Annotated in this window: 22 protein-coding genes; 4 read left to right on the top strand and 18 right to left on the bottom strand. The window is 41.6% G+C overall.

Features of this window, described 5'->3' with window-relative positions; all coding sequences use genetic code 11:
* Positions 1–3 precede the first annotated feature (3 nt).
* Positions 4–1,776 (bottom strand): B12-binding domain-containing radical SAM protein, encoded by a 1,773-nt coding sequence (locus J2Z37_RS01575; protein ID WP_209808248.1) that lies wholly within the window; start codon positions 1,774–1,776, stop codon positions 4–6.
* Positions 1,777–1,916: 140 nt separating this feature from the next.
* Here J2Z37_RS01575 and J2Z37_RS01570 point away from each other — a divergent pair, with 140 nt between their 5' ends.
* Positions 1,917–2,306, top strand: coding sequence for a sigma-w pathway protein ysdB (locus J2Z37_RS01570; RefSeq protein WP_209808247.1), 390 nt, complete (start codon positions 1,917–1,919; stop codon positions 2,304–2,306).
* 104 nt (positions 2,307–2,410) lie between these two features.
* Here the strand turns inward: J2Z37_RS01570 and leuB are convergent, their stop codons facing one another.
* From leuB to ilvB, 4 genes are all read right to left on the bottom strand, one after another.
* Positions 2,411–3,493 (bottom strand): 3-isopropylmalate dehydrogenase, encoded by a 1,083-nt coding sequence (leuB, locus tag J2Z37_RS01565; RefSeq protein WP_209808246.1) that lies wholly within the window; start codon positions 3,491–3,493, stop codon positions 2,411–2,413.
* Positions 3,494–3,548: 55 nt separating this feature from the next.
* The gene (ilvC, locus tag J2Z37_RS01560) at positions 3,549–4,538 is read right to left on the bottom strand and encodes a ketol-acid reductoisomerase (RefSeq protein ID WP_209808244.1); all 990 of its coding nucleotides are present in this window, start codon (positions 4,536–4,538) and stop codon (positions 3,549–3,551) included.
* Between the two features lie 66 nt (positions 4,539–4,604).
* The gene (gene ilvN / locus J2Z37_RS01555) at positions 4,605–5,099 is read right to left on the bottom strand and encodes an acetolactate synthase small subunit (protein WP_245203475.1); all 495 of its coding nucleotides are present in this window, start codon (positions 5,097–5,099) and stop codon (positions 4,605–4,607) included.
* Complete coding sequence (gene ilvB / locus J2Z37_RS01550; protein WP_209808242.1) at positions 5,099–6,835, bottom strand: biosynthetic-type acetolactate synthase large subunit; 1,737 nt, start codon at positions 6,833–6,835, stop codon at positions 5,099–5,101. Before ilvB ends, ilvN begins: the two co-directional genes overlap by 1 nt.
* Positions 6,836–7,558: 723 nt before the next feature.
* On the opposite strand from ilvB, the gene J2Z37_RS01545 reads away from it, so the two are divergent.
* Both J2Z37_RS01545 and sat read left to right on the top strand, forming a co-directional pair.
* Entirely contained in the window at positions 7,559–8,221 is a 663-nt protein-coding gene (locus J2Z37_RS01545; protein WP_425340302.1) for a phosphoadenylyl-sulfate reductase, read from the top strand.
* An 11-nt stretch (positions 8,222–8,232) separates the two neighbouring features.
* Entirely contained in the window at positions 8,233–9,396 is a 1,164-nt protein-coding gene (gene sat, locus J2Z37_RS01540) for a sulfate adenylyltransferase (RefSeq protein ID WP_209808240.1), read from the top strand.
* A gap of 60 nt (positions 9,397–9,456) precedes the next feature.
* On the opposite strand, the gene rplT is transcribed toward sat, so the two are convergent.
* The 13 genes from rplT to polA form a co-directional block, all read right to left on the bottom strand.
* Positions 9,457–9,816 (bottom strand): 50S ribosomal protein L20, encoded by a 360-nt coding sequence (gene rplT / locus J2Z37_RS01535; RefSeq protein WP_209808239.1) that lies wholly within the window; start codon positions 9,814–9,816, stop codon positions 9,457–9,459.
* A 49-nt stretch (positions 9,817–9,865) separates the two neighbouring features.
* Positions 9,866–10,063: a 50S ribosomal protein L35 gene (rpmI, locus tag J2Z37_RS01530; protein WP_209808238.1), complete on the bottom strand. Its 198-nt coding sequence runs from the start codon at positions 10,061–10,063 to the stop codon at positions 9,866–9,868.
* 28 nt (positions 10,064–10,091) lie between these two features.
* Complete coding sequence (gene infC, locus J2Z37_RS01525; RefSeq protein WP_209808889.1) at positions 10,092–10,628, bottom strand: translation initiation factor IF-3; 537 nt, start codon at positions 10,626–10,628, stop codon at positions 10,092–10,094.
* Between the two features lie 254 nt (positions 10,629–10,882).
* Positions 10,883–11,821, bottom strand: a complete 939-nt coding sequence (ytxC, locus tag J2Z37_RS01520; RefSeq protein WP_209808237.1) for a putative sporulation protein YtxC — start codon at positions 11,819–11,821, stop codon at positions 10,883–10,885.
* A 519-nt stretch (positions 11,822–12,340) separates the two neighbouring features.
* A complete protein-coding gene (gene mqnC, locus J2Z37_RS01515; RefSeq protein WP_209808236.1) occupies positions 12,341–13,450 on the bottom strand; it encodes a cyclic dehypoxanthinyl futalosine synthase in 1,110 nt (369 codons plus the stop codon).
* Positions 13,451–13,595: 145 nt separating this feature from the next.
* Positions 13,596–14,543 (bottom strand): primosomal protein DnaI, encoded by a 948-nt coding sequence (dnaI, locus tag J2Z37_RS01510; RefSeq protein WP_209808234.1) that lies wholly within the window; start codon positions 14,541–14,543, stop codon positions 13,596–13,598.
* Positions 14,544–14,559: 16 nt separating this feature from the next.
* Positions 14,560–16,002 carry a replication initiation and membrane attachment family protein gene (locus J2Z37_RS01505; RefSeq protein ID WP_209808232.1) on the bottom strand — a complete coding sequence of 481 codons (1,443 nt, stop codon included), beginning with the start codon at positions 16,000–16,002 and terminating at the stop codon, positions 14,560–14,562.
* A gap of 88 nt (positions 16,003–16,090) precedes the next feature.
* Positions 16,091–16,564, bottom strand: coding sequence for a transcriptional regulator NrdR (gene nrdR, locus J2Z37_RS01500; RefSeq protein WP_209808230.1), 474 nt, complete (start codon positions 16,562–16,564; stop codon positions 16,091–16,093).
* Between the two features lie 219 nt (positions 16,565–16,783).
* On the bottom strand, positions 16,784–17,818 hold the full coding sequence (locus J2Z37_RS01495) for a glyceraldehyde-3-phosphate dehydrogenase (protein ID WP_209808228.1): 1,035 nt from the start codon (positions 17,816–17,818) through the stop codon (positions 16,784–16,786).
* Positions 17,819–18,073: 255 nt separating this feature from the next.
* Positions 18,074–18,628 (bottom strand): lytic transglycosylase domain-containing protein, encoded by a 555-nt coding sequence (locus J2Z37_RS01490; protein WP_245203474.1) that lies wholly within the window; start codon positions 18,626–18,628, stop codon positions 18,074–18,076.
* A 3-nt stretch (positions 18,629–18,631) separates the two neighbouring features.
* Positions 18,632–19,228, bottom strand: a complete 597-nt coding sequence (gene coaE, locus J2Z37_RS01485; RefSeq protein ID WP_209808226.1) for a dephospho-CoA kinase — start codon at positions 19,226–19,228, stop codon at positions 18,632–18,634.
* 49 nt (positions 19,229–19,277) lie between these two features.
* A complete protein-coding gene (gene mutM, locus J2Z37_RS01480) occupies positions 19,278–20,120 on the bottom strand; it encodes a DNA-formamidopyrimidine glycosylase (protein ID WP_209808225.1) in 843 nt (280 codons plus the stop codon).
* Between the two features lie 31 nt (positions 20,121–20,151).
* Entirely contained in the window at positions 20,152–22,815 is a 2,664-nt protein-coding gene (gene polA, locus J2Z37_RS01475) for a DNA polymerase I (protein ID WP_209808223.1), read from the bottom strand.
* A 127-nt stretch (positions 22,816–22,942) separates the two neighbouring features.
* On the opposite strand from polA, the gene J2Z37_RS01470 reads away from it, so the two are divergent.
* Positions 22,943–23,767, top strand: a complete 825-nt coding sequence (locus J2Z37_RS01470) for a prohibitin family protein (RefSeq protein WP_209808221.1) — start codon at positions 22,943–22,945, stop codon at positions 23,765–23,767.
* The last annotated feature ends 11 nt before the right edge of the window (positions 23,768–23,778 follow it).

Below are 23,778 nucleotides of genomic sequence, written 5' to 3'. Positions count from 1 at the left end.
TTTTCACACCAAGGGATGTGCAAGGGGAATCTCTGCCACATCTTCCGAGACACTGTAAAACCGCGGCCCTTGTCCCAGTTCATAGTATACAATTAACAAACAAGTTGATTCATAAATTTCCCCAGTTTGTAGATATTTCTTTAGATCAAAAGGAAGGATTTCCATGATAGTATGCTTATGAAGTTCTTTTTCATCAAGTTTAAGGGCTACAAATTCCTCTCCCAGAACTTCAGGACGTTCTGCAATCCATCGCATAATGTGCTGCATATCTTGTTTTTCCACTGCGAATTTCCACCAGGTTTTTCGCGGTTTGTTCTTTTGGGTTAGAAAATAATCAAGCTGCATTAAACCTTTAATGACTGGTAGTTCATGGATTTGGCGCTTCTCTAGAAATTCATACAGATGGCTAAACAAATCCTCCAGCTGATGCCCTATGCGCTGCCAACCCTGTGACTCCCAGTAATCCCCAAACTCCTGAAAGAAATCAAAAGGAGTTTCAAACACTTTCGTTACTAAAAATTCTACCGTGTAGTCCATCCGATGTGCATTCCAATATTTCTCCAGCACATCCTCCACCCGTTTAATTCGGATGATATCCGTAAAGGGAAGAATATCGTTGCCTAGTATTTCGTAAGGTGCACGTTTCATCCAGACATATCCATATTTTTCAGCACTTATTCTAATACCAGTTCCCCTTAACATCTTTAAGAAACCAAGCTGCAGTTCTTCCGGCCGAAGGGCAAACACATCGTTAAATGTTTTTCTGAAAGAAATATAATCTTCTTCCGGAAGACCCGCAATTAAATCAAGATGTTGATCGATGTTCTTGGCATTTTTTATCGTTTGTACGGTACGTGTGAGTTTGTTAAAGTTTTGTCGGCGGTTTACCAATAAATTTGTTTCATCGCGTGTAGATTGTACGCCGATTTCAAATCGAAAAACTCCAGGTGGCGCATTTTCCGTTAAATAATCCAGTACCTCAGGACGCATAATATCTGCGGTAATTTCAAACTGGAAGACCGTCCCCTGATGATTCTCGATGAGGAATTGGAAAATCTCCATCGCATAATCACGCTTAATATTAAACGTCCGATCTACAAATTTAATGAGTTTAACACCACTGTCTATTAAATACAGGAGTTCCTGCTTCGTCCGTGCAATGTCAAAATAGCGTACACCTACTTCAATCGAAGAGAGGCAGAAGCTACAGGAAAAAGGGCAGCCTCTTGATGTTTCAAAATAAACCACGCGATTCCGCAATTCCTCAATGTCATCAAATCCCTGATATGGCGAAGGAATTGTATTCAAATCCAATTTAGGTCTCGGAGGATTAATCAGGATTTCTTCATTTTTCCGATAGGCAATTCCAAAAACCATATGGTATTTCTGGTCTGTAGAAATTTCCGTCAACAAATGATGAAATGTTTCTTCCCCCTCACCAACGACAATAAAATCAACTTCCGTTAATCTCTCCATCCACTCTTTTACATCGTACGAAACCTCAGGGCCACCCAACACGATCTTTATTGAAGGATTAATCTTTTTCAACATATCGATAACAACAATCGTTTCTTCGATATTCCAAATATAACAGGAGAATCCGACGACATCCGGGTTGTGCAGGACGATATCTGTAACAATATTCATCGGTGTATCTTTGATCGTAAATTCAACCATTTCTATATCGAAGTCTTTTTGACAATAAGCCTTCAAGTACCTTAACGCTAAAGAAGTATGTATGTATTTTGCATTTAATGTGGCAATCACAGTTTTCATTGTTCAGCAACATTCCTTTCCAACTCATGTGATTTATGATATCAAAGAAGCATTAAAAACAAAAACAAAAGAAAAATGAATCGATTTTGTCTTTAAAACGTATAGAATGATGATCAAGTAGTGATCGGAGGAATACTGACATGCCAATCTTTTTTCGTTTTATCCTGTTCATAGTATTTGTGGTTTCTCTTATTTGGATCATTACCTATTTAATAAATCCCAAACGAAAGCTGCAATCAGCTTTGGAATCCGGTACAACTTTGTTAATGGATAACCGAAAAAGTGTTCATCAAAATCTGTTTTTGGCCTACAAAGGGGTTCTATTTGAAGGAGAAAAATATATGGGAACGACCGATGATGCCTTCCACATTATTAAAATCCACCTCTGGCCCAAAACAAAGGATAGCTTAGTCGGATTGGACAAAGCGGATTTCAAACGTATTGAGCAGATCATCCTAACCCATTACCCCCACAGTCAGGTTTTGTGGGGCACCCCGGTTCGGGAATTCTTAAATGAGCAGAAAGATTAGGAGGGGGAACAGCGAACAGTTGGTTGGGGACTCCCACTCGTAAACAACAAAAAAGGCTGTCCGTAAAAGGATCGGTTTAACGACCCTTTATAGGACAGCCTCTTTTATTTGCCTGTTAATACAGACAAGATTTGCTCTGTCATTTCTTTGGTGCCAATTGCCTTTTCCCTATCTTCCGCAATATCGGAGGTGCGAACACCACGATTAAGTACTGTTTCTACCGCTTCTTCAATTCTTTGGGCTGCTTGATCTAAACCAAAAGAATAACGGAGCATAAGTGCTGCGGAAAGGATGGTTGCAATCGGATTAGCTAACCCCTTGCCAGCTATGTCAGGTGCGGTTCCATGAATGGGCTCGTAGAGTCCGAAGTTACCGTCACTTAAACTGGCAGAAGCAAGCATTCCAATCGAGCCGGTCAACATGGAAGCTTCATCACTGAGAATATCGCCAAACATGTTCTCAGTCACGATGACATCGAATTGTTTAGGAGCCCGGACGAGCTGCATGGCACAGTTATCTACTAACATGTGGCTGTACTCTACTTCGGGATAATCCTTCGCTACTTTTTCAATGATGCTTCTCCATAAACGAGAGCTTTCCAAAACGTTGGCCTTATCAACAGAGACAAGTCTCTTATTTCGCTTCATCGCAATTTCAAACGCTTTGCGGGCAATACGATCGATTTCATCTTCCTGATAAATCAGGGTGTCTGTCGCCGTCTCTTTCCCATCTTCCGAAGTAAAGCGTTTTTTATCACCAAAGTAGATGCCGCCTGTCAACTCTCTCACAACCATCAAGTCAACACCTGCGACGACTTCTTCTTTTAGCGAGGAAACTTTCGCCATGCACTCATAGGTAATGGCCGGCCGCAGGTTAGCATATAAACCTAAAGCCTTGCGTATCCCTAAAATTCCAACCTCTGGACGAAGATGACTTGGGTTTTGATCCCACTTTGGTCCGCCTACCGCACCAAGTAAAACAGCATCTGCAGCTTTGGAAATTTGTACTGTATGTTCTGGCAGAGGCGTACCATCCTCATCGATCGCACATCCACCAAGGCGGCCATATTGATAATGGAATTTTACATTTTCCTGTTCTTCTATGACAGCAAGAACTTTTAATGCTTCTTCAACAACCTCCGGTCCGATTCCATCCCCCGGTATAACAGCTATATTAAATGATTTCATTTTCTCACGGCCTCTTTTCGTGATTCCTTAGATCGTGGCGATGATTGATAGTCTTTTACTTCTTAATCCAAGCCATCATTTCTCTTAATTGCTTACCAACTTGCTCAATCTGATGTTCTTTTTCAATTCTGCGTCTAGCGCTGAATGCTGCACGGTTGGATTGGTTTTCAAGGATCCAGTTTTTAGCGTAGGTTCCATCCTGGATCTCAGCTAATACTTTCTTCATTTCTGCTTTTGTATTTTCATTGATGATACGCTTACCAGTGTTGTAATCACCAAATTCAGCTGTATCACTGATGGAATATCTCATGTATTCCAATCCGCCTTCATACATTAAGTCAACAATTAGCTTCAATTCATGTAAACATTCGAAATAAGCAACTTCTGGCTTATATCCTGCTTCAACAAGTGTTTCAAAACCTGCTTTTACAAGTTCAGAGGTTCCTCCGCAAAGTACTGCTTGCTCACCGAAAAGATCGGTTTCTGTTTCTTCACGGAATGTTGTTTCGATAACACCTGCACGAGTAGCTCCAATACCACTAGCATAAGCAAGTCCGATTTCTTTCGCTTGACCGCTAGCATCTTGCTCAATAGCGATCAATGCAGGTACACCAAATCCTTCAACATATACACGACGTACAAGGTGTCCAGGTCCTTTAGGAGCAACCATTACTACGTCAACGTCTGCAGGAGGTTGAATCTGTGCAAAGTGAATGTTGAAACCATGAGAGAAGAAGATTGCAGCACCTTTTTTAAGATTAGGCTCAATTTCTTCTTTGTAAGATTTTGCTTGAACTTCGTCTGGGAGCAAAATTTGTACAACATCAGCGCGAGAAGTTGCTTCTCCTACGCTATATACTTCAAATCCATCTTCTTCAGCTTGTTTCCAAGAACGACCTTGACGAAGACCGATAATAACATTGAACCCACTATCTCTTAGGTTTTGTGCTTGGGAATGCCCTTGGCTACCATACCCAATAACTGCAATTGTTTTGCCTTCCATTACTTGACGATTAACATCCTTTTCATAATACATGGTTACCATAATTTTTTCTCCTCCTAGGCCTTGTTTATTAGTTGAATTTTATGATGCAGCAAATCCAGATTCTTGCTAAGCTCTTACAGTAGCAATCCCGCGAGACATGGCGGTAACGCCAGTTCTCGCTAATTCGCGGATGCCGTAAGGTCTCAGAAGCTCTGTCAATGCGTCAATCTTCTCAGAATCTCCTGTCGCTTGGACAATCATCGATTGAGGACCAACGTCTACGATCGTAGCCCTGAACGGTTCTACGATCCCAGAAATTTCAGCACGCGTAGCAGGGCCGGATTCTACCTTAAGCAGAAGAATTTCTCTAGCAACCATTGGACCACTGCTCAATTCCTGTACTTTAATAACGTCAATGAGTTTATGAAGTTGCTTTGTAACCTGCTCAATTGTTTTATCATCACCTGTTGTTACGATGACCATACGAGACAAGCCTCTTTCTTCAGAAGGACCGACAGTAATACTGTCGATATTAAAGCCCCTTCTTCCAAACAGGTTGGCAACGCGGGCCAATACACCAGGCTGATCATTTACTAGTACAGATATGGTATGCCTCTCCATTATTTCTCATCTCCCATATGCATTTGATCCAGTGTAGTCCCTGCTGCAACCATCGGATAAACATTCTCACCAGATTCCACAACAAATTCAACCACAGCAGGACCAGGGTGTTGCAGTGCTTCCAACCATACTTTTCTTGCCTCTTCTTCTGTTTCAGCACGCAATCCTTTAACACCATATGCCTCGGCAAGTTTAACAAAATCAGGGCTATGTGTAAGATCTACTTGACTATACCGATTATCATAGAAGAGTTCCTGCCACTGTCTGACCATTCCTAAACATTTATTGTTCAGGATTACAACTTTCACCGGAATATTGTGTCCAGAAATGATGGCCAGTTCCTGCTGATTCATCTGGAATCCGCCATCTCCATTGACGGAAATGACAAGTCGATCTGGATATGCGAATTGAGCACCGATTGCAGCCGGGAAACCAAATCCCATGGTTCCAAGACCTCCTGAGGAAATAAAGGAGCGCGGCTGATTAAATTTATAAAACTGCGCTGTCCACATCTGGTGCTGACCAACGTCGGTTGTGACAATCGCATCACCATTAGTTGTTTCATAAATCATTTCGATCACGGCTTGTGGCTTCAGATTTCCTGTATCACTCTTGTAAGAGAATGGATGTTTTTCATTCCAATCCTTTAATTGTTCAATCCAAGCAGCCGTATCTGCCTTCTCAACCTTTTCCAAGGCCGCTTCAAGAACCAATTTCACGTCGCCAACAAGTGGAATAAAGGTGTCAACGTTTTTCCCGATTTCCGCTGGATCGACATCGATATGAATAATCTTAGCATTTGGAGCAAATTCTTTAGTCCGCCCCATGGTAATCCGGTCATCAAAGCGGTTTCCAATCCCGATTAACAGATCGCAATTGAGAATCGCTTGATTGGAAGCATAGTTTCCATGCATGCCCGGCCAGCCTAAAGCGAGTGGGTGTGTTCCAGGGAACGCTCCTAATCCCATCAGGGTGCAAATGACAGGGATCCCTGTTTTCTCAGCAAACACCAATAGCTCTTTCTCCGAACCGGAAGCGATGACTCCGCCGCCTGCCATAATGACAGGCTTCTTCGCTTCAGAGATCGCTGAAATCAAGCGATCTACTTGCATTTTATTAGGTTTTAAGGTAGGGTTATATCCTCTGATGTTCACTGTTTCAGGATAGTAGAATGGTGCTTTGGCATTGTTTACATCCTTGGGAATATCAATGAGAACAGGACCAGGTCTACCTGTTGTAGCGATATGAAACGCTTCCTTAACAACTCTTGGCAAATCTTTAATATCACGAACGAAATAGTTATGTTTTGTTATCGGCAAAGAAATTCCGGTAATATCCGCCTCTTGAAAGGCGTCCGTACCAATTAGGTTTTGTGCTACATTCCCAGTGATCACTACTAAAGGAATAGAGTCCATTTGAGCCGTTGCAATTCCTGTAACCAGATTTGTTGCACCTGGTCCTGAAGTAGCAATGACAACCCCTGGCTTTCCTGTTGCCCTCGCATAACCATCTGCGGCATGTATCGCACCTTGTTCATGTCTACTGAGAATATGCTTTAAGTGGCTTCCATATAAAGAATCATAGATAGGAAGAACGGCACCACCTGGATAACCAAAAACATATTCGACATTTTCAAGCAGCAGTGACCTTAGCAATGCGTCTGCACCCGTGATCACCTCACCTTGTTTGATCGGTGGAACCTCTGGCTTTTGAGCAACTAGCATGTCTCCGCTCATGACTTCTCCTCCTTCATCTTGTGAACTACGTCGATTTGCCCTCTTCCGCAAACCATGTAGTTGTCCTTTAGGGCTTCTATACTGCAGGAATTTGATTTATCATTTATCTTGCCATAAAAAAAGAAAGCCCTTTCACCCCGAGCACGAAACTTGTGCTACTTGTTGGGGCGAAAAGGTCCGCGTACCACCCAAATTTACTGTCCCCTCACGGGTAACAGCCTCAGCAGGTGCAATAAAAATTATACACCTCGATACTTAACGCATATCAAACGGCCATTCCTAATTGGTTTCCCTTTCAGACGGCGGCTCAGAGGTGACTAGAAATAAGGTTCACTATCCGGTTCCCACCATCCCGGACTCTCTTTGAAGTAAAGTTCTTATCCTTTGTCCTCGTCAATGCCTGTAAAAAAATTGTTAAAAAAGGGTCTTAATCAAATATGATGTTACGAGTAATTATAGTAATTTCACCCGATTTCGTCAACTCTTTTTCCAGATAATTATTAGCATTTAGATTGGAAATTATTCACTCCAAAGCAAATGGAGCCTTTATAGATTGATTATCTAAAGGCACAATTCTTATATCATACCCCTAATTTAGGCTCATCCCTCACCATATTTCGCCATCTATAGGTATCAACCTAGAACGATATATGCATAAACTGAAAACGGGTAAAGGAAAGGGAGGGTACCATGCAAAAAGATACACCTGATTTTTCAAAGGATATGATCATGGAATTAAGAAGACTGGAGGATCCACAAAAGCTGTTGAAGGAAGCTTACCAACTCTTTGCTGAAGAGATGGTTTTGGCATGCAGTTTTGGAGCTGAAGATGTCGTTTTGGTAGATATGGCAAGCAAAATCATTGATTCACCAAAGATTTTCTATTTGGACACTGATTTACACTTTCAGGAAACTTATGATACCCGTGATCGTTTAAAAAAGACCTACGGAATTGAATTTATTCAGGTGAAGCCAGACTTAACCCTGGAGCAGCAAGCAGAAAAATATGGAGATAAACTTTGGGAAAAGGAGCCTAATCAATGCTGCGCAATGAGAAAAGTCGAACCTTTACAGCGGATCCTAAGCCAAAACAAAGCCTGGATTACAGGTATCAGAAGAGAACAATCGATCACAAGAGCCAACGCGCAAAGAGTAGAATGGGATGATAAATTCAAACTCCTGAAATTCAACCCATTAGTTGAATGGACAAATGAGCAAGTTTGGACGTATATCAAAACCCATCAAGTTCCTTATAACCCTTTGCACGATCAGCACTACCCAAGCATTGGCTGTTCGGTTTGTACTAAACAAGTCAAACCTGGGCAAGATCCCCGTTCCGGAAGGTGGGCGGGTTTTACAAAAACGGAATGCGGACTGCATAAATAGGGGGACTAAAAATGAATATTTCAATCCCACACGGAGGGAAACTAATCGATCGAATCATTCAAGATGAGCAAAAAGAATATTGGTTAAAAAAATCAGTTTCACTGCACGGGATCGAGTTGGATGCCTGGGCACTATCAGATATTCAATGTATTGCCATAGGGGCCTTCTCCCCGTTAACAGGCTTTATGAATAAAGAGGATTATGACCGGGTTGTACAGGAAATGAGGCTTGCAAACGGGGAAATCTGGAGCATCCCTGTTACCTTGGCTGTAACCAAGGAACAGGCAGAGATTCTGTCCCCAGGGGAAATGATTGTTCTTACCCACCAGGGCATGCCCTACGCCGTTATGGAAGTACAAGACCGTTACAAACCAGATAAAGAGCGGGAAGCTGCTCTTGTCTATAAAACGACAGACCCTGCCCATCCGGGGGTAAAGAAAATGCTTCAGCGACCGGAGTATTATCTCGGCGGCCCGATTCAGGCATTGGTAAAACCTCACGGTGGAGAATTTCATGAACACTTTTACACACCAGTTGAAACAAGGGAAGCCTTCAAGAAAAAGGGGTGGAGAACCGTTGTGGGCTTTCAAACGAGGAACCCCGTCCATCGTGCCCATGAATTTATTCAAAAGACAGCATTAGAAATGGTAGATGGATTATTTCTTAATCCCTTAGTCGGAGAAACCAAAGCAGATGATATTCCAGCCCCTATTCGAATGAAGAGCTATCAGGTGTTGCTTGATCAATACTATCCAAAAGAACGGACCTTCTTCGGAGTATTCCCCGCGGCAATGCGCTACGCCGGACCACGTGAAGCTGTGTTCCATGCGCTCGTCCGCAAAAATTATGGATGTACACATTTTATCGTTGGTCGCGACCACGCAGGTGTAGGGAATTACTATCAGACATATGAAGCACAGGAATTACTAAAGTCTTTTTCCAGTGAAGAGTTAGGCATTCAGATCTTATGTTTCGAAAATAGTTTTTATTGCAAACGCTGCGCTGGAATGGCCTCTTATAAAACTTGTCCACATCCGGAAGAAGATCATGTGATATTGTCTGGGACAAAGGTGCGCTCCATGCTGCGGAACGGAATTTTTCCTCCTCCTGAGTTTTCACGCCCCGAGGTTGTAAAAATTTTAATTGAAGGAATAAAAGAAAACCTCCCAACCTGACCAAAAAAGGGTGACCCAAGACCGCCATGTAGCGATTCTTGAGTCACCCTTTAGTTATGCTTAAGCATTCACTTTTTGCTTTGCTACGTTAGCAAGCTCAGTGAAAGCCGCTTTATCGTTGATAGCTAAATCAGCAAGCATTTTGCGATTTACATCAATTCCTGCTTCTTTAAGTCCAAACATTAATTTGCTGTAGGATAATCCGTTAGTCCGAGCAGCAGCGTTGATCCGTGTAATCCAAAGCTTACGGAAATCACGTTTACGCTGGCGACGGTCACGGTAAGCGTAAAGCAAGGATTTCATTACTTGAGCTTTTGCTGTTTTAAATAAACGGTGTTTCGAACCGAAATAACCTTTAGCTAACTTAAGGACTTTTTTACGACGTCTACGAGTAACAGTACCACCTTTTACTCTTGGCATAGCATTTCCCTCCTAGAATCTTGCATTAATTTCTGCGTTTAATTTTGCATTATAGATAAGTTAATAATTGTTCGATACGCTTCTGATCGCCCTTGCTCACTAGCGCTCCCTTACGAAGCTTACGCTTACGCTTAGGGCTCTTGGATTCTAACAAGTGGCTTGTATAAGCATGGTGGCGTCTTAATTTACCGGAACCCGTTCTTTTAAAACGCTTCTGAGCTCCCTTATGGGTTTTCATCTTTGGCATAGTCATTTCCTCCCATCTATTGCTACAACTACTTCTCGTTTTTTGGCGCCAAAATCATTAACATACTGCGTCCTTCCATTTTTGGAGAACGTTCAACAACGCAAAGGTCCTTAACCTGCTCAGCAAGTTTTTCAAGGACACTCCTCCCAATATCAGAGTGCGTAATCGCCCGTCCGCGGAAACGAATGGAAAGCTTCACCTTGTCACCCTGCTCCAGGAATTTCTGAACATGGCGCAATTTAGTTTGAAAATCATGCTCCTCAATGGTAGGCGATAAACGTACCTCCTTGATGCTGATCACTTTTTGGTTTTTTCTTGCTTCTTTTTCTCTTTTGCTTTGCTCATATCTGAATTTCCCATAGTCCATGATGCGGCATACTGGTGGTTTTGCTGTTGGAGCAACAGCAACCAAATCCAAGTTAGCATCTTGTGCCATTTGCAAAGCTTCTCTAAGCGAAATAATACCAAGTTGCTCCCCGCCAGCACCGACTACACGAACTTCCCTTGCACGAATCGCCTCATTGATTAAATGTTCCTTACTAATTGCCTGCCACCTCCATGAAATGTTACTCCCGGAAGGGGAGTTTTGAATTAATACATTTACTTTATCGGTTCATTACGGATAACAAAGCAAAAAAGTGCGCACGCAAACCGTCCGCACTAGGTTTTCATGATCATATGAAAACTTTCGTTCCATAAACCCGTTAACAGCCAAAATGGGCGTCAATACAGGTGAGAAGCGGACGCTTCTGCTTTCATTAGCCATAATTCACTTAACAGTATTAAATTATATCAAAGGAAAACCAAATGTCAAGACTGTTATCGATCATTTAATTCGCAGATTTGTCCCATCTGAATTTTACCGATTAAAGACTGGCATCCTTGGCAGTCGCGACAGATAGCAATTTTATCTTCAAATACTTTCTTTATTGTATAAATAATATGATGGTTCTCCTGATCCGTATGCAAAATAATGTGATGAGGGGCTATCGAAATGAGTTGGCTTAGCACCAATTCTTCGTAATGGACTTTATTTTCCCCTTCCGCCAAAAGGCCGTTTCCGCTAGACATGGTGGAAATCTCCTGCCAATCCTGATCAAAAAGCCAAAAGTTTTTATCATCAATATGGATGACATGCAATAACTCAATCGTCGGGACCTGGATGGAGACTAAATGTCGTACAAATTCGATGAACTCCTTATACTCTTTATCCATTAAAAATTCATCGACGGCATGCTCTGTGACAAGCTTCCATTCTTCCCATTCTTCTTTTAGTCTAAAACGAATAAACCCATCTATGGCCAGGGTGTTTTCCAGTAACAAAAAATCCTCAGCTTTCTTCTTTATCTTTTCTTGCATTCTTCGTTTTCGTTCGAGTTCTCCTTCCCCACCATATTCCTCTTCATTTAACAAATGAAAAACAAAAGGTAAGACTTGGTCCTGCTCTTCGATACTTTTGAAACCAAACTCTTGGGTAAGAATATCACGGATAACTTCTTCCTCTTTACAATTCATTATGTATTCTGAAATGCTTTGAGTTATGATTGCGTAAATCTGATCAAAGAATTCAATTGTATGTTCAAACCGAGGCCAGAAGCGGCAATAATAATATGTCCAGTCCATATCATCTCGTCGTTCTACTTCATATTGGAAGGTCTTTGTGTTCTCCCCCAAGATCATAAAATTATTTTTTACTATTTCTTCGAAATGTGGAAGTGGCTGAATTTCTTTTTTCATAACGATTTTATATAGTTTCAATCGCTACACCTCCTCTTTACCCGCCTTTTAGAAACCATAATGATGAGTACATAAGTGCCCTTTAGTTTCTAGTATATGACCTTTTAGTAAGGTTATACTTGATGCTTTAACAGGAGAAAGGAGTGTTTAACAAGTTAAACAAATTTACCATTCCTCGGCATTTCTTTTCAAAATTGTTTAACAGTTTATTGACAAAGTATTCTAATTAATGTAAGATTAAATCATCATAAATTGTGACAGATTTGTGAAATTTAAAACCGCATAAGGAGCGATGAGAAATGATCCATTCAGTTAGAAGTGTCTTTAAAGGTATTGCCATGGCTGTTGTAGCCCCCTTAGCGGCACCCATTATTGCTTTAATTGAAATCACCAAGTCATTCTCAACGTTCATCGGGTAGATCCACATTTAGCCTCATTACATTCACTGTTATGTCCCGCTTTTTTGTACTTTTCTTTTCATTTTTTCTAAAATAAAAAAAACTAGGCCATGGCCTAGTTTTTTTATTTTAATAATTGCTATTAATTTTGCATCACAAAATCCTGTTCCGCTGATTCCCCTTCTTTAAACACACGCAAAATGTCATATTTGGTGTTACGTTGTGCTGGGATTTTACCGGCTTCTCGAATCAATTGAAGAATATGATTCGTATTCACCTTATAGGTACAAGCCGCCGCCGAAACGACGTTCTCTTCCATCATCGTTGAACCAAAATCATTGCAGCCATAGCTTAGCGATTTTTTTCCGGTTTCAGGTCCCATCGTTACCCAGGAAGATTGGAAATTAGCGATGTTATCAACCATCAAGCGGCTGATCGCAACATTTTTAAGATATTCTTCGGCGGTTACTTTCTCCGCCTTCAAATTGGTATTATCAGGCTGGAAGGTCCAGGATATAAAGGCTTTAAACCCATTCGTTTCATCTTGTGCTTCGCGGATCCGGAGCATATGGAGAACTCTTTCCTCATAGGTCTCTCCGAAGCCAATGACCATTGTAGCGGTCGTGGACATTCCAATCCGATTAGCTTTTTTCATGACGTCGATCCATTCGGTCCAGGAACCCTTCTTGCGGCTTATTTTCATCCGAGTACGGTCATCTAATATTTCTGCTCCTGCCCCTGGCAATGAATCCAATCCTGCCTGATGAAGTTCTTTAAGCACGGTTTCTACTGGTAACTCGGATACTTCAGCAATCCTCACAATTTCCGCAACAGAAAGAGAATGCATCTGTATTTGTGGGAAATGCTGCTTTATTTTGCGAAGTAAGCTCGTATAATAATCAAGCTTGAGATTGGGGTTTGTTCCACCCTGCATCAAGATCTCTGTCCCATTCACATCTACAGTTTCCTGAATCTTGGTCAAGATGACATCATCGGAAAGAACATACCCTTCGTCATGTCCCGGCGGCCGATAAAAAGCACAGAAACGGCAATATGTGTCACAAATGTTTGTATAATTAATATTGCGCCCAATCACGAATGTAGTGATCGGTTCAGGATGCCATTTCTGCATCACTAGATTGGCTGCATGCCCAATTTTTTCAATTTCATCGCTTTCGTATAGACGAATTCCGTCCTCCAGCCCTAATCTTTCTCCTTTTAGCACCCGTTCCAAAATATGATCAATTCCCAAGATATAATCCCCCTCCCTGATTCTCGGGGTCAGACCCCAGTCGAAATTTATCCAATTCACTTAAAGAAAAACTACCGCTTTGACAGGCTCGAATTACGGCAACTCCTTTTTTTGGATAAATTTCAACTAGGGTCTGACCGCCTTGTTACCCGTTTGCTCGACGGTTCATTCCATCAACCATATAGGCATTTGTATAATGGATAATCCTCTCCATTATTCTTTTTGCCTTCATCAACTCAATTCCACCCTTAGCAGAATGGGAGAAGTGCTCTTCCAACAGTTCATAATTATAGTTAGATGTGTATAATGTCGGTAAATTTTCTGTGATTCTATACTGCAGAATTGCCCCTAATATTTCGTCCCTGGCCCAAGGAGAGATGCTCTCAGCCCCTATATCATCAAGAATAAGCACGGGAACCTTTTTTAGAACTGTCACCTTCTCCTGTAGAGAATTATCTTGCAGGGATTCTTTCATTTCACGAAAGAAATCGGGTGTATATACCATTAAAGAGGAAATCCCCCGATCCGCCAATTTCCGGGCAGTAGCCGCCATTAAATGACTTTTTCCTACCCCCAGTGGCCCGTATAGATAAATCCCTTTTGTTCTCACTTCTTTACTTCCCGGTTCCGCCTTTAAACAAAACTCCAATAAAGCTCGAAAGGCTTCAATTCTTTTTGTATCTTGCGTAAAATTTTGAAAGGAGGCAGATAAGACATCATGTGGAATATGATGGGATTTAATTAACTCTTCCCTTTTCTGTTGCTGCTTTTTCTGTATCCATTTCGCACATGGCGTATACACGGCTTCAATATAGTTTCCCGTCCAAGTTGGACGGGCCTTGTGTCCTTTAACCAAGTTGGGACAATTCGCTAATGTCGAGCATCGTTCACAATTCTTTTCTTCACGGATCACTTGATCAAGCTTACTGAGTGAGCCTTCTACAATGCTTGAGTCAAGATCCGGATGCTGCTGACAAAATTGTTTAACTAGGTCGCTTTCTAAAATCTCTTGTTTAATTTCTTCTAGGGTAGGAATCCCTTTCGGCTTGTTCCGCTCAATCTGCGATAATGATTTTTGAATGGACTGCATCATCTACGTCACCTTCAGATTAATCTATTTCACCTAATGCCTTTAACAATTCGGCAATTTCTTGTTTTTGCACCTCATCCACCACTTCATCCACTGTCTCTTTAGCTGGCTGCTCGATCTGCCTTACAACCCATTCCGGAAGATCACTTTTCTGTGGGGTTGCTGGCTTGCGGTAGGTGGAGGGATTTTTTGTTGATTCTTTCGGTCCACGAGTTTTCGCCTTATTTTCTTGATAAAGCTGTTTGGCTTGTGTTAACGCTTGGTCGACTGTTTCTATCCCTAACCTCTTCCAATGAGTGGCAATTTTAAATATCAATGAGCGAGGGAGTTGCTTATTGTTTGTAATCATGACATATTCAAGAAGCACATTAATCACTGCTGGAGGAAGCTTGTAGTTATGCAGTAATTCTTCTATGATTTTCAGGTCTGCAGGGGAATTCTTCCCCCCATCCTGATATTGCTCCAACAAAGCAATCGGCGATAATTTTTCCAACGCTGCCTTGTGTTCTTCTTCTTTAGTTCGTTTTGGTCCGGTCTCGGTTTCCTCCGTTACTTTGGCCTCTTCCTTTGGGCGAATCACTGCGTCAGGACCTTGCCCATTGTTTTGTCTGTGATACCAATCGCGAATTCGCTGTCTCAACAAGGAAGCGTCTAATTCATTGCTATCATTATAGCTGTAGGGATCTTGCAGAAAATAGGAAATTTGCATATCATCCAATTGATAAAAAAAGGCCAGTTCTTTAATCGCAGCTCTCATTTCCGCATTTAATGTACGGTTACCATAGGATTTTGGTAAAGCTGCCTCCAGAAAGGCAAAATCATGTTCAGACTTTTTCAGTTGAATAGCTGAGGCAATTTCTGGATAAGCAGACAGTTCACCAGCTGGGTACCTCTCATCCATTTCAGTTAAAAATTGTTCTGTTTCTGAACCAGAGGTTACCATAATTTCCGAAGGGGTGATACTGTGAAAAACCTCATCAAAACTTTTGGTAAGCTCTGTCCGCTCCCCTTCTAATGGTTGAACCTTCCCTACGAACTTCATGCGCAAATACTGATATTTTGTCTTCCCTACCCGATTCAATAGAATCATGCTAAGCATATCATCTCCGAAAAAGGCCGTTGGCTGCAGCGGCGGATGCAGCTCGTATTCAAAAATGTTGTTTCCATCTTCAACGCGAATTTTGGATGTGCAAAGCAAACCCATTGCCTCCAAAAATTCACGCGCTTCTACGATTTTATCCAGAGAGGTGCCCATTACACTCATTAACCAACGGTGGTTCCCATAAGCGGTCCGATCCACAGCAAGTTCATGCACCAATGTTATATACAGAGAGGCAGAAAGCGACCCTATTAGCGGTTGATAGAGATGTGTTATGTAAGCCAGTTCTGTTGAACTGACTGTCCTTATCGCCCGCACGCAATAAATATCGCTTGGTACTATCTCTTTCCAGCCAAACCCCATGTTAAAGAACTCCCCTTGTTCTGTGTTCTACATTATTTGATCTTAACATTATAACATTGTTAGCAAGAGCTACCCACCCTCAAATTTTTCAAGGACAATCCTTTATCTTTGTGTTACTTAGCAGTTCTTCCAGTTCCTTAATAAACACATTAATGTCCTTAAATTGACGATACACCGAAGCAAAACGAACATAAGACACCTCATCCACTTCATACAAGGCTTTCATTACAAGCTCACCAATTTCATCACTATGGACCTCTACTTTTCCAGAACTGCGCAGTTCCTGGCCGATCTTGTCCACAATATTCTCCAAAACCTCCAAAGGAACAGGCCGCTTCTCACAGGCTCTGACTATACCTCGCAAAACCTTCTCACGACTATACTCCTCCCGAGTCCCATCTTTTTTTATAATTAATAACGGAGTTTCCTCCACCATTTCAAATGTTGTAAAGCGATGACCGCAATCTTCACATTCTCTCCTTCTGCGAATCGATTTTGCTTCGTTCACAGGCCTAGAATCCAATACACGGGTACCATTAAAGTGACAAAGGGGGCAACGCATATCATTTCATCTCCCTATACCAGATTGCTTTCCCCTATTTTAACACAACTCGTACAGGAGGTTGGGGGGAAAAACTGTTAGCTAGGCAGATTGGGGAATTTGGACTGAAATGGGCTGGATTTTCGGGATATCCGAATCAAAAATCAGTCTAACATCAGCTAAGTTTTATAAAATGACAAAAAAGGGCCTCTTTGAAAGAGAGCCCTTCTCCATTATTTTTTACACTGTCATTGCCATTTCTTCTAAAGCACGAGATGATTCTGCAACATGTTTAACTAAGTCCAACACGCGGCAGGAATATCCCCATTCATTATCATACCAAGCTAATACTTTAACCTGTTTATCCCCCATTACCATGGTGGAAAGACCGTCTACAATCGAGGAATGCTCATTTCCATTGAAATCACTGGAAACCAATGGTTCTTCAGTGTATTCGAGGAAGCGGCTCATTGAACCTTCTGCTGCTTCTTTAAGAGCTTTATTTACACTATCTCGAGTGACTGAATCCTTCAAATTAACAACTAAATCAACAATCGAAACATTTGGAGTTGGTACTCGTAAGGACAATCCATTTAGCTTGCCTTGTAACTGTGGAAGAACCCTAGATACTGCCTTGGCTGCACCAGTTGAGGTAGGAATAATTGAGTTTCCGCAAGCTCTTGCTCTTCTTAGGTCCTTATGAGGATTATCCAAATTTAACTGGTCATTGGTATAGGAGTGAATGGTTGTCATCATTCCACTCTCAATTCCAAAGGCCTGATCTAATACTTTGGCAACAGGTGCAAGACAATTGGTTGTACACGAAGCGTTGGAAATAATAAAATGTTTTTGCGGGTCAAAGTCGGCTTCGTTAACCCCCATTACAATCGTAACATCATCATCTTTCCCAGGAGCTGTGATAACAACTCTTTTCGCTCCTGCAGCCAAATGTTTCCCTGCGCCTTCTTGGTCACGGAACTTCCCAGTTGCTTCCACAACAATCTCAACTCCAAGTTCACCCCAAGGAAGTTTGCTTGGATCGCGATCACTTAGTAATTTTGTTTCTTTTCCATTTACAATGATGGTATTCTCAGTGAATTCAATTTTATCGTTAATCGTCCCATGAATGGAATCGTATTTAATTAAATGGGCCAGGGTTTCAGCGGGATAGCTGGCGTTAATTGCAACAACATCTATTGTTGGATCAGAAATAGCTTTTCGAAAAACCATTCTTCCAATACGTCCAAATCCATTAATCCCAATTTTCGTTTTCATACATCAGTTCCCCTTCCACCATTATCACACACTATTTACTATCTTTATTATAATAAGTATGACACATTTGGCAATAGGTTCTGGGAAAAAACTTTTTTTAGGAATATTTCGGCTCCCGCCCACCAACCTCATAAACCCCTGGTTCTACTAGTATTTACTTAACTCAGGGAGAAAATTATGCATGTCCCAGTTCAAACCGATAGGGACGTCGCATGACCCGATACAACAAAAACCCCCAGGCTGTCCACCTGAAGATCATTGATAAATCTCTCTATATTTCCCATAAAAGTATAGAACTCTTTGCACATAGTGACGCGTTTCACCAAACGGGATATCCCCTAAATGCTGGTAAGATCCATCCCAAATGTCTTCCCTCAGCCATTTTTCGACATTACCTTGGCCCGCATTATAAGCAGCGATCACGGCATAATGATTTTGATGGAATTTTCGTTCGAGAAAAGCAATATACCATGCACCGATTTCGATATTTACCCGTGGATTGTGCATTTGTTGAATCATAGTTGCAGGCAAGTTTGCCTGCTCGATGGCCCATTCCGCTGTGTCAGGCATTAATTGCATTAAGCCTGAAGCCCCTTTATTGGAAATGCGTTGATTTTTAAAGTTACTTTCTATCTGGATAATCGCAAAAATCAAATAGGGGTCTACATTATATTTTTTCGCGGCCTCTGTCACTTCCTGCTGGAAGTAAATCGGATACATGGCTTTCCAAAAGAAGGAACTGTTAAATAAAAAGAACAAGGCAAACAATAAGAAGAGTAGTGTAATCTTACGATTTAACATAATGACCATAAATTAAATACCCTTGCTCAATTTTGTAAATATGTCTTCAACCAGTCTTTTGGTTTCCTCGATGGATCCGCTATTATCAATCACGAAATCAGCTAACTCCTTCTTTTTTTCAATATCCATTTGGGAAGCAATTCTCTGTTCTGCCTCCTGCATAGAAATTTGATCCCTTTCCATCAATCGTTGCAATTGCAGCTTCCTCGGAATATAGACAACAACAACCTTCTCTACCATTTGCTGTAGCTTAGATTCAAAAAGCAAGGGAATGTCCAAAACAACTAACGGCGGGTTCAAAGCAAGAGCTTGCTCTTTCCTTTCTTTCATCACTTGACGAATAAGAGGATGCAGAATTTGATTTAAGTCTTGCCTAGCCGATAAATCTGAAAAGACAATAGCACCTAATGCTTTTCGATTCAAAGTGCCATCCGCAAATAAAACTCCTTCTCCAAATCGCTCCACGATTTGGAGAAGCCCTGCCTGTCCGGGCTCAACAACTTCACGGGCAATCTTGTCCGCATCAACTATGATGCTTCCCAAATCCGATAACATTTTAGCAACAGTACTTTTCCCACAGGCAATGCCACCCGTCAAACCAATAATCATCTTTACTCCTCTTTCATAGCAAATTCTATATGACTTTGGGGTTGAGCTTTTAGTTTTTTTCCATCCTCAACTTTTGACATCGAGGGCAAAAATGTGTCCCACGCCCACCAACGACTGTTCGTTTCATTAAAGTTCCACAACGCAAGCAAGGCTCGTTATCTCTTCCGTATGCTTTTAGCTGCTGTTGAAACATTCCCATTTCCCCTTGGCCATTTACATAGGATTTTATTGAGCTTCCCCCTTGTTCTATGGCCTCCTGCAGTGTTTCCTGAATCGCTTGATACAACTGCCTAATTTTAATCGGGGAGAGCATGTGTGCCTCTGTTTCGGGGTGGATCCTTGCCCGATATAGGGCCTCATCTACATAAATATTCCCAAGCCCTACTAACCATTCCTGGTTTAGAAGCAGGGGCTTAATTTTTGTTTTTCTTCCCTTCAGTCTTTCTTTAAATATAGCCAGTGTGAAATCTGGATCAAGAGGCTCCGGACCTAGTTTGCGTAAGGAAGGAGCGTCATCCTCCTGCCCCTTCGGCCAAATTTCCATTGTTCCAAATTGTCTTACATCTCGATACCGCAGCTCTTTTCCATCTGTAAAATGAAAAATCACATGGGTATGTTTTTCAATTGGCTCATCTAAATGATAAACCCCGTAACGTCCTTCCATACGCAAATGGGAAACCAACACAAGGTCATCGAGGATAATTTTCAGGAATTTCCCTCTTCGCCCAACTCCTTGAATGGTTTGTCCTTGAAGCAGCAGGGAAAATTCCAATATTTCTGCAGGTCTTCTAATAATTCTTGGCAAAAAGACTGATACATTGCGAATTCTCTTTCCAACAACCAAGCCTTCCAAGGTTCTTCGAACCGTCTCCACCTCAGGTAATTCCGGCACCTATTTCCCTCCTTGGGCTTAACGTCCGCCATTATTTAGCTTCATACCAAGTTTCGCCAACACTGACATCCACTTTTAACGGTACATTAAGCTGTATCGCATTCTCCATGACCTGTGCCACTAATTCTTTTAGTTCTTCCAGTTCCTTTGCGGGTACTTCAAAAACAAGCTCATCATGCACCTGTAACAGCATTCTGCTGTGTAACCCTTTTTCCTCAATCGCTTTTGCCATGTGGATCATAGCCAGCTTGATAATATCTGCAGCCGATCCCTGAATCGGAGTATTCATTGCTGTACGCTCAGCAAAACTGCGCAAATTAAAGTTGCTACTATTAATTTCCGGAAGATATCTCCTGCGCTGCAACAGTGTCGTAACATAGCCGTCTTTTTTAGCCTTCTTCACGATATCCTCCATATATTGTTTAACCCCTTCGAATACAGAGAAATAGCGCTCGATAAAGGCTGCAGCCTGTTTTCGCGTAATATTTAGATTTTGAGACAAACCATAATCACTAATTCCATACACAATCCCAAAGTTAACTGCCTTGGCCTGTCTCCTCATTTCTGAGGTAACCTCCTCTGGGGATACTCCAAAGACATCCATGGCCGTTTTACTATGAATATCTGCATTATGATGAAAAGCATCGGTCAACCTCTCATCGTTTGCAATATGTGCTAACACCCGCAATTCAATCTGAGAATAATCCGCGGCAAGAATATACCATCCTTCTTCAGACGGAACAAAGGCTTCCCTGATTTTCCGCCCCTCCTCCATTCGAATGGGGATATTCTGGAGGTTTGGCTCCACACTGCTTAATCGTCCAGTAGCCGTTGTAGCCTGGTTATAGGAGGTGTGAATCTTTCCCGTTTGCGGATTGACCTCTTTCGTTAATCCTTCAATATAAGTGGAATACAACTTTCCTAATTGGCGGAAGTAAAGAATTTTCGGTATGATTTCATGCATGCCTTGCAGCTTCTCCAATACTTCAGCATTCGTGGAATAACCCGTCTTCGTTTTCTTCACGACCGGTAACCCTAAGCGGTCAAATAAAATTTCCCCTAGCTGCTTTGGAGAATTAATATTAAAAGTGTCCCCTGCCAACTCATAGATTTCTTTTGTCAACTGACTTAATCGTTCCTCTAGCTCTCGCCCCATCGTGGAAAGTTTTTCAATGTTTACTGCGATTCCTGTATACTCCATTCTCGCTAAAACCAAAGCAAGTGGCATCTCAAGGTCATAAAACAATGGTTGGAGGTCATTTCCCACGAGTTTAGGCTCTAATATTCCCCAGATTTTCCGAACAGCATCTGCTTTTCTGCAAACATGCTCAGCGATAATTTCTAAAGTAGGGAGCGGCTCCTTCTTATTCTTTTTCCCATATATCGAAATGTCATTAGGTAGCAGGCCACCCGTTTCTCTTTTATAAATTTCCTGCAGACTAAAGTCCGTTTCTGAAGGGTTTATCAAATAGGAGGCCAACATGATATCCCTGGAAACTCCTGCTAAGTTGATTCCATGCCAATGAAGACTCACGGTTGCCCTTTTCAGATCGTATATAATTTTGCCATTTTCCTCGGCGAGCCATTTTTCAAATCGCTCCCAATGGGTCGCAACGGAAAATGGAACAAAAAAGAACTTCTCGTCTGTTTCAAAGGAAAACCCAATAATCTCCGCACGATGATAACTTTCTCCGTCCAGCTCTACATGCAGTGCAAGATCCTCTTTTAGATAGGATTCAAAGGACTGTTTATTCTCTTCATCTATGATCGTAAACGCGATTGGCCGGACAGGTTGATCCTCTTGGACCTCCTCAACCCCTACACGATCATAAAGGGACTTAAATTCAAACTTTTTAAAGGCTTCAAGGACGTTTTCCTTTTGATAGCCAGCGTACTCAAGTTGATCTAATTTCACCTCGATCGGTGCTGCGCGTAAGATTGTCGCTAATTCTTTGCTTAACAATGCCTGCGATTGGTGTTCCTGCACTTTTTCCTTCAATTTTTTCCCTGAGATCTGGTCAATATGTTCTAGTAAATTTTCAACAGAATTAAATTCATGCAGTAATTTCAAAGCAGTTTTCTCCCCAACCCCAGGAATTCCCGGAATATTATCGGAGGCATCTCCCATTAATCCTTTCAGATCCTTAATTTGATCAGGATTTAACCCGTACTTTTCTTGTATAGCGTTAGGGTTGAACCACTCAATTTCACTAATTCCTTTTCGCGTTAATGCTACATGCACCCGCTCTGACACAAGTTGCAGCATATCCTTGTCACCTGTTACGATGACTGTCTGGATCCCCTGATCATCAGCCTCTTTTGTGAGCGTCCCGATAATATCATCTGCTTCATAACCAGCCAACTCATAATGTGGGATACTAAAGGCATCCAATAGCTCACGAATATAAGGAAACTGCTCCGATAACTCATTTGGCGTTTTTTGCCGACCACCCTTGTATTCCGCAAAATCTTGATGCCGAAAAACGACCTTGCCCGCATCAAAAGCAACCAGTACATGGGTCGGTTTCATTTCCTCAAGAACCTTTAAAAGCATAGTGGTAAAACCAAATACTGCATTTGTATGTAAACCGTTCGCATTGCTTAATAATGGCAGCGCATAAAAGGCCCGATTGGCTATACTGTTCCCATCCAACACAACAATCTTTTTTTCCAAAGTTCTGCACCCCCGAATCATTCCATTCCTTCATCTTATCATAGGGGAAATAGACTAGCAAAACACCCTTTTCCTAAAATTTCTTTGAAACCAAAAGAGTTTTTTTACGTACATTCATATAGTGGTCTAAAAAAAGGGGGAAAGCTTAATGGATGAAAGAGTAGTTGATTTTAATCCGAAAAAATTTGCTTCCAAAGGAATAGCCTTTATCGTCGTACTTGCCTTACTTGTTATCATAGCCTTTCAATCCTTTGTGATTGTACCTGCTGGACACAGTGGGGTTGTGTTACAACTCGGAGCCGTTCAACCAAATGTGCTGGCGGAAGGAATGCACTTTAGAATCCCATTTGTTCAAACGGTAATTCCGGTGGACGTTCGTGTCAGTAAAACAGAATCCAGCCAGGCATCTGCCAGTAAAGACTTACAAACAGTAACTACAACTGTAGCAGTTAACTACCATTTGGATGCTGCAACAGTCAATAACTTATACCAACGCGTTGGGCTAGAATTTCAAACACGTATTGTTGACCCTGCGATTGGTGAAGCCCTAAAGGCTGTTACAGCGCAATATACCGCAGAAGAACTAATTTCAAAACGATCTGAGGTTAGTATCAAGGTAAAAGAAGTTTTAGCGGCAAAACTAAGTGCTTATAATATGATTCTCGATGAAATCAACATTACGGAATTTATGTTTTCTGAGGATTTCAACCGGGCCATTGAGCAAAAACAAATTGCAGAACAACAATTCTTGAAGAGTAAACTGGATTTAGAAAGAATTAAAGTAGAGAAGGAACAAGAAATTACAAAAGCCCAAGCCCAGGCTGAGGCTTTAAGATTACAAAAGCAAGAAGTAACACCTGAATTGATTAAACTTAGACAAATCGAAGCTCAATTAGAAGGAATTAAAAAATGGGACGGCAAGCTGCCAAATGTCACTGGTGGAGCTACACCGTTTATCAATGTAGGGCAGTAATCACTAGTATA

The organism is Ammoniphilus resinae (genome assembly GCF_017873965.1).
GTDB lineage: Bacteria > Bacillota > Bacilli > Aneurinibacillales > RAOX-1 > Ammoniphilus_A > Ammoniphilus_A resinae.
The sequence above is the reverse complement of the archived record's forward strand: the minus strand, read 5'-3'. Positions and strand labels throughout refer to the sequence as shown.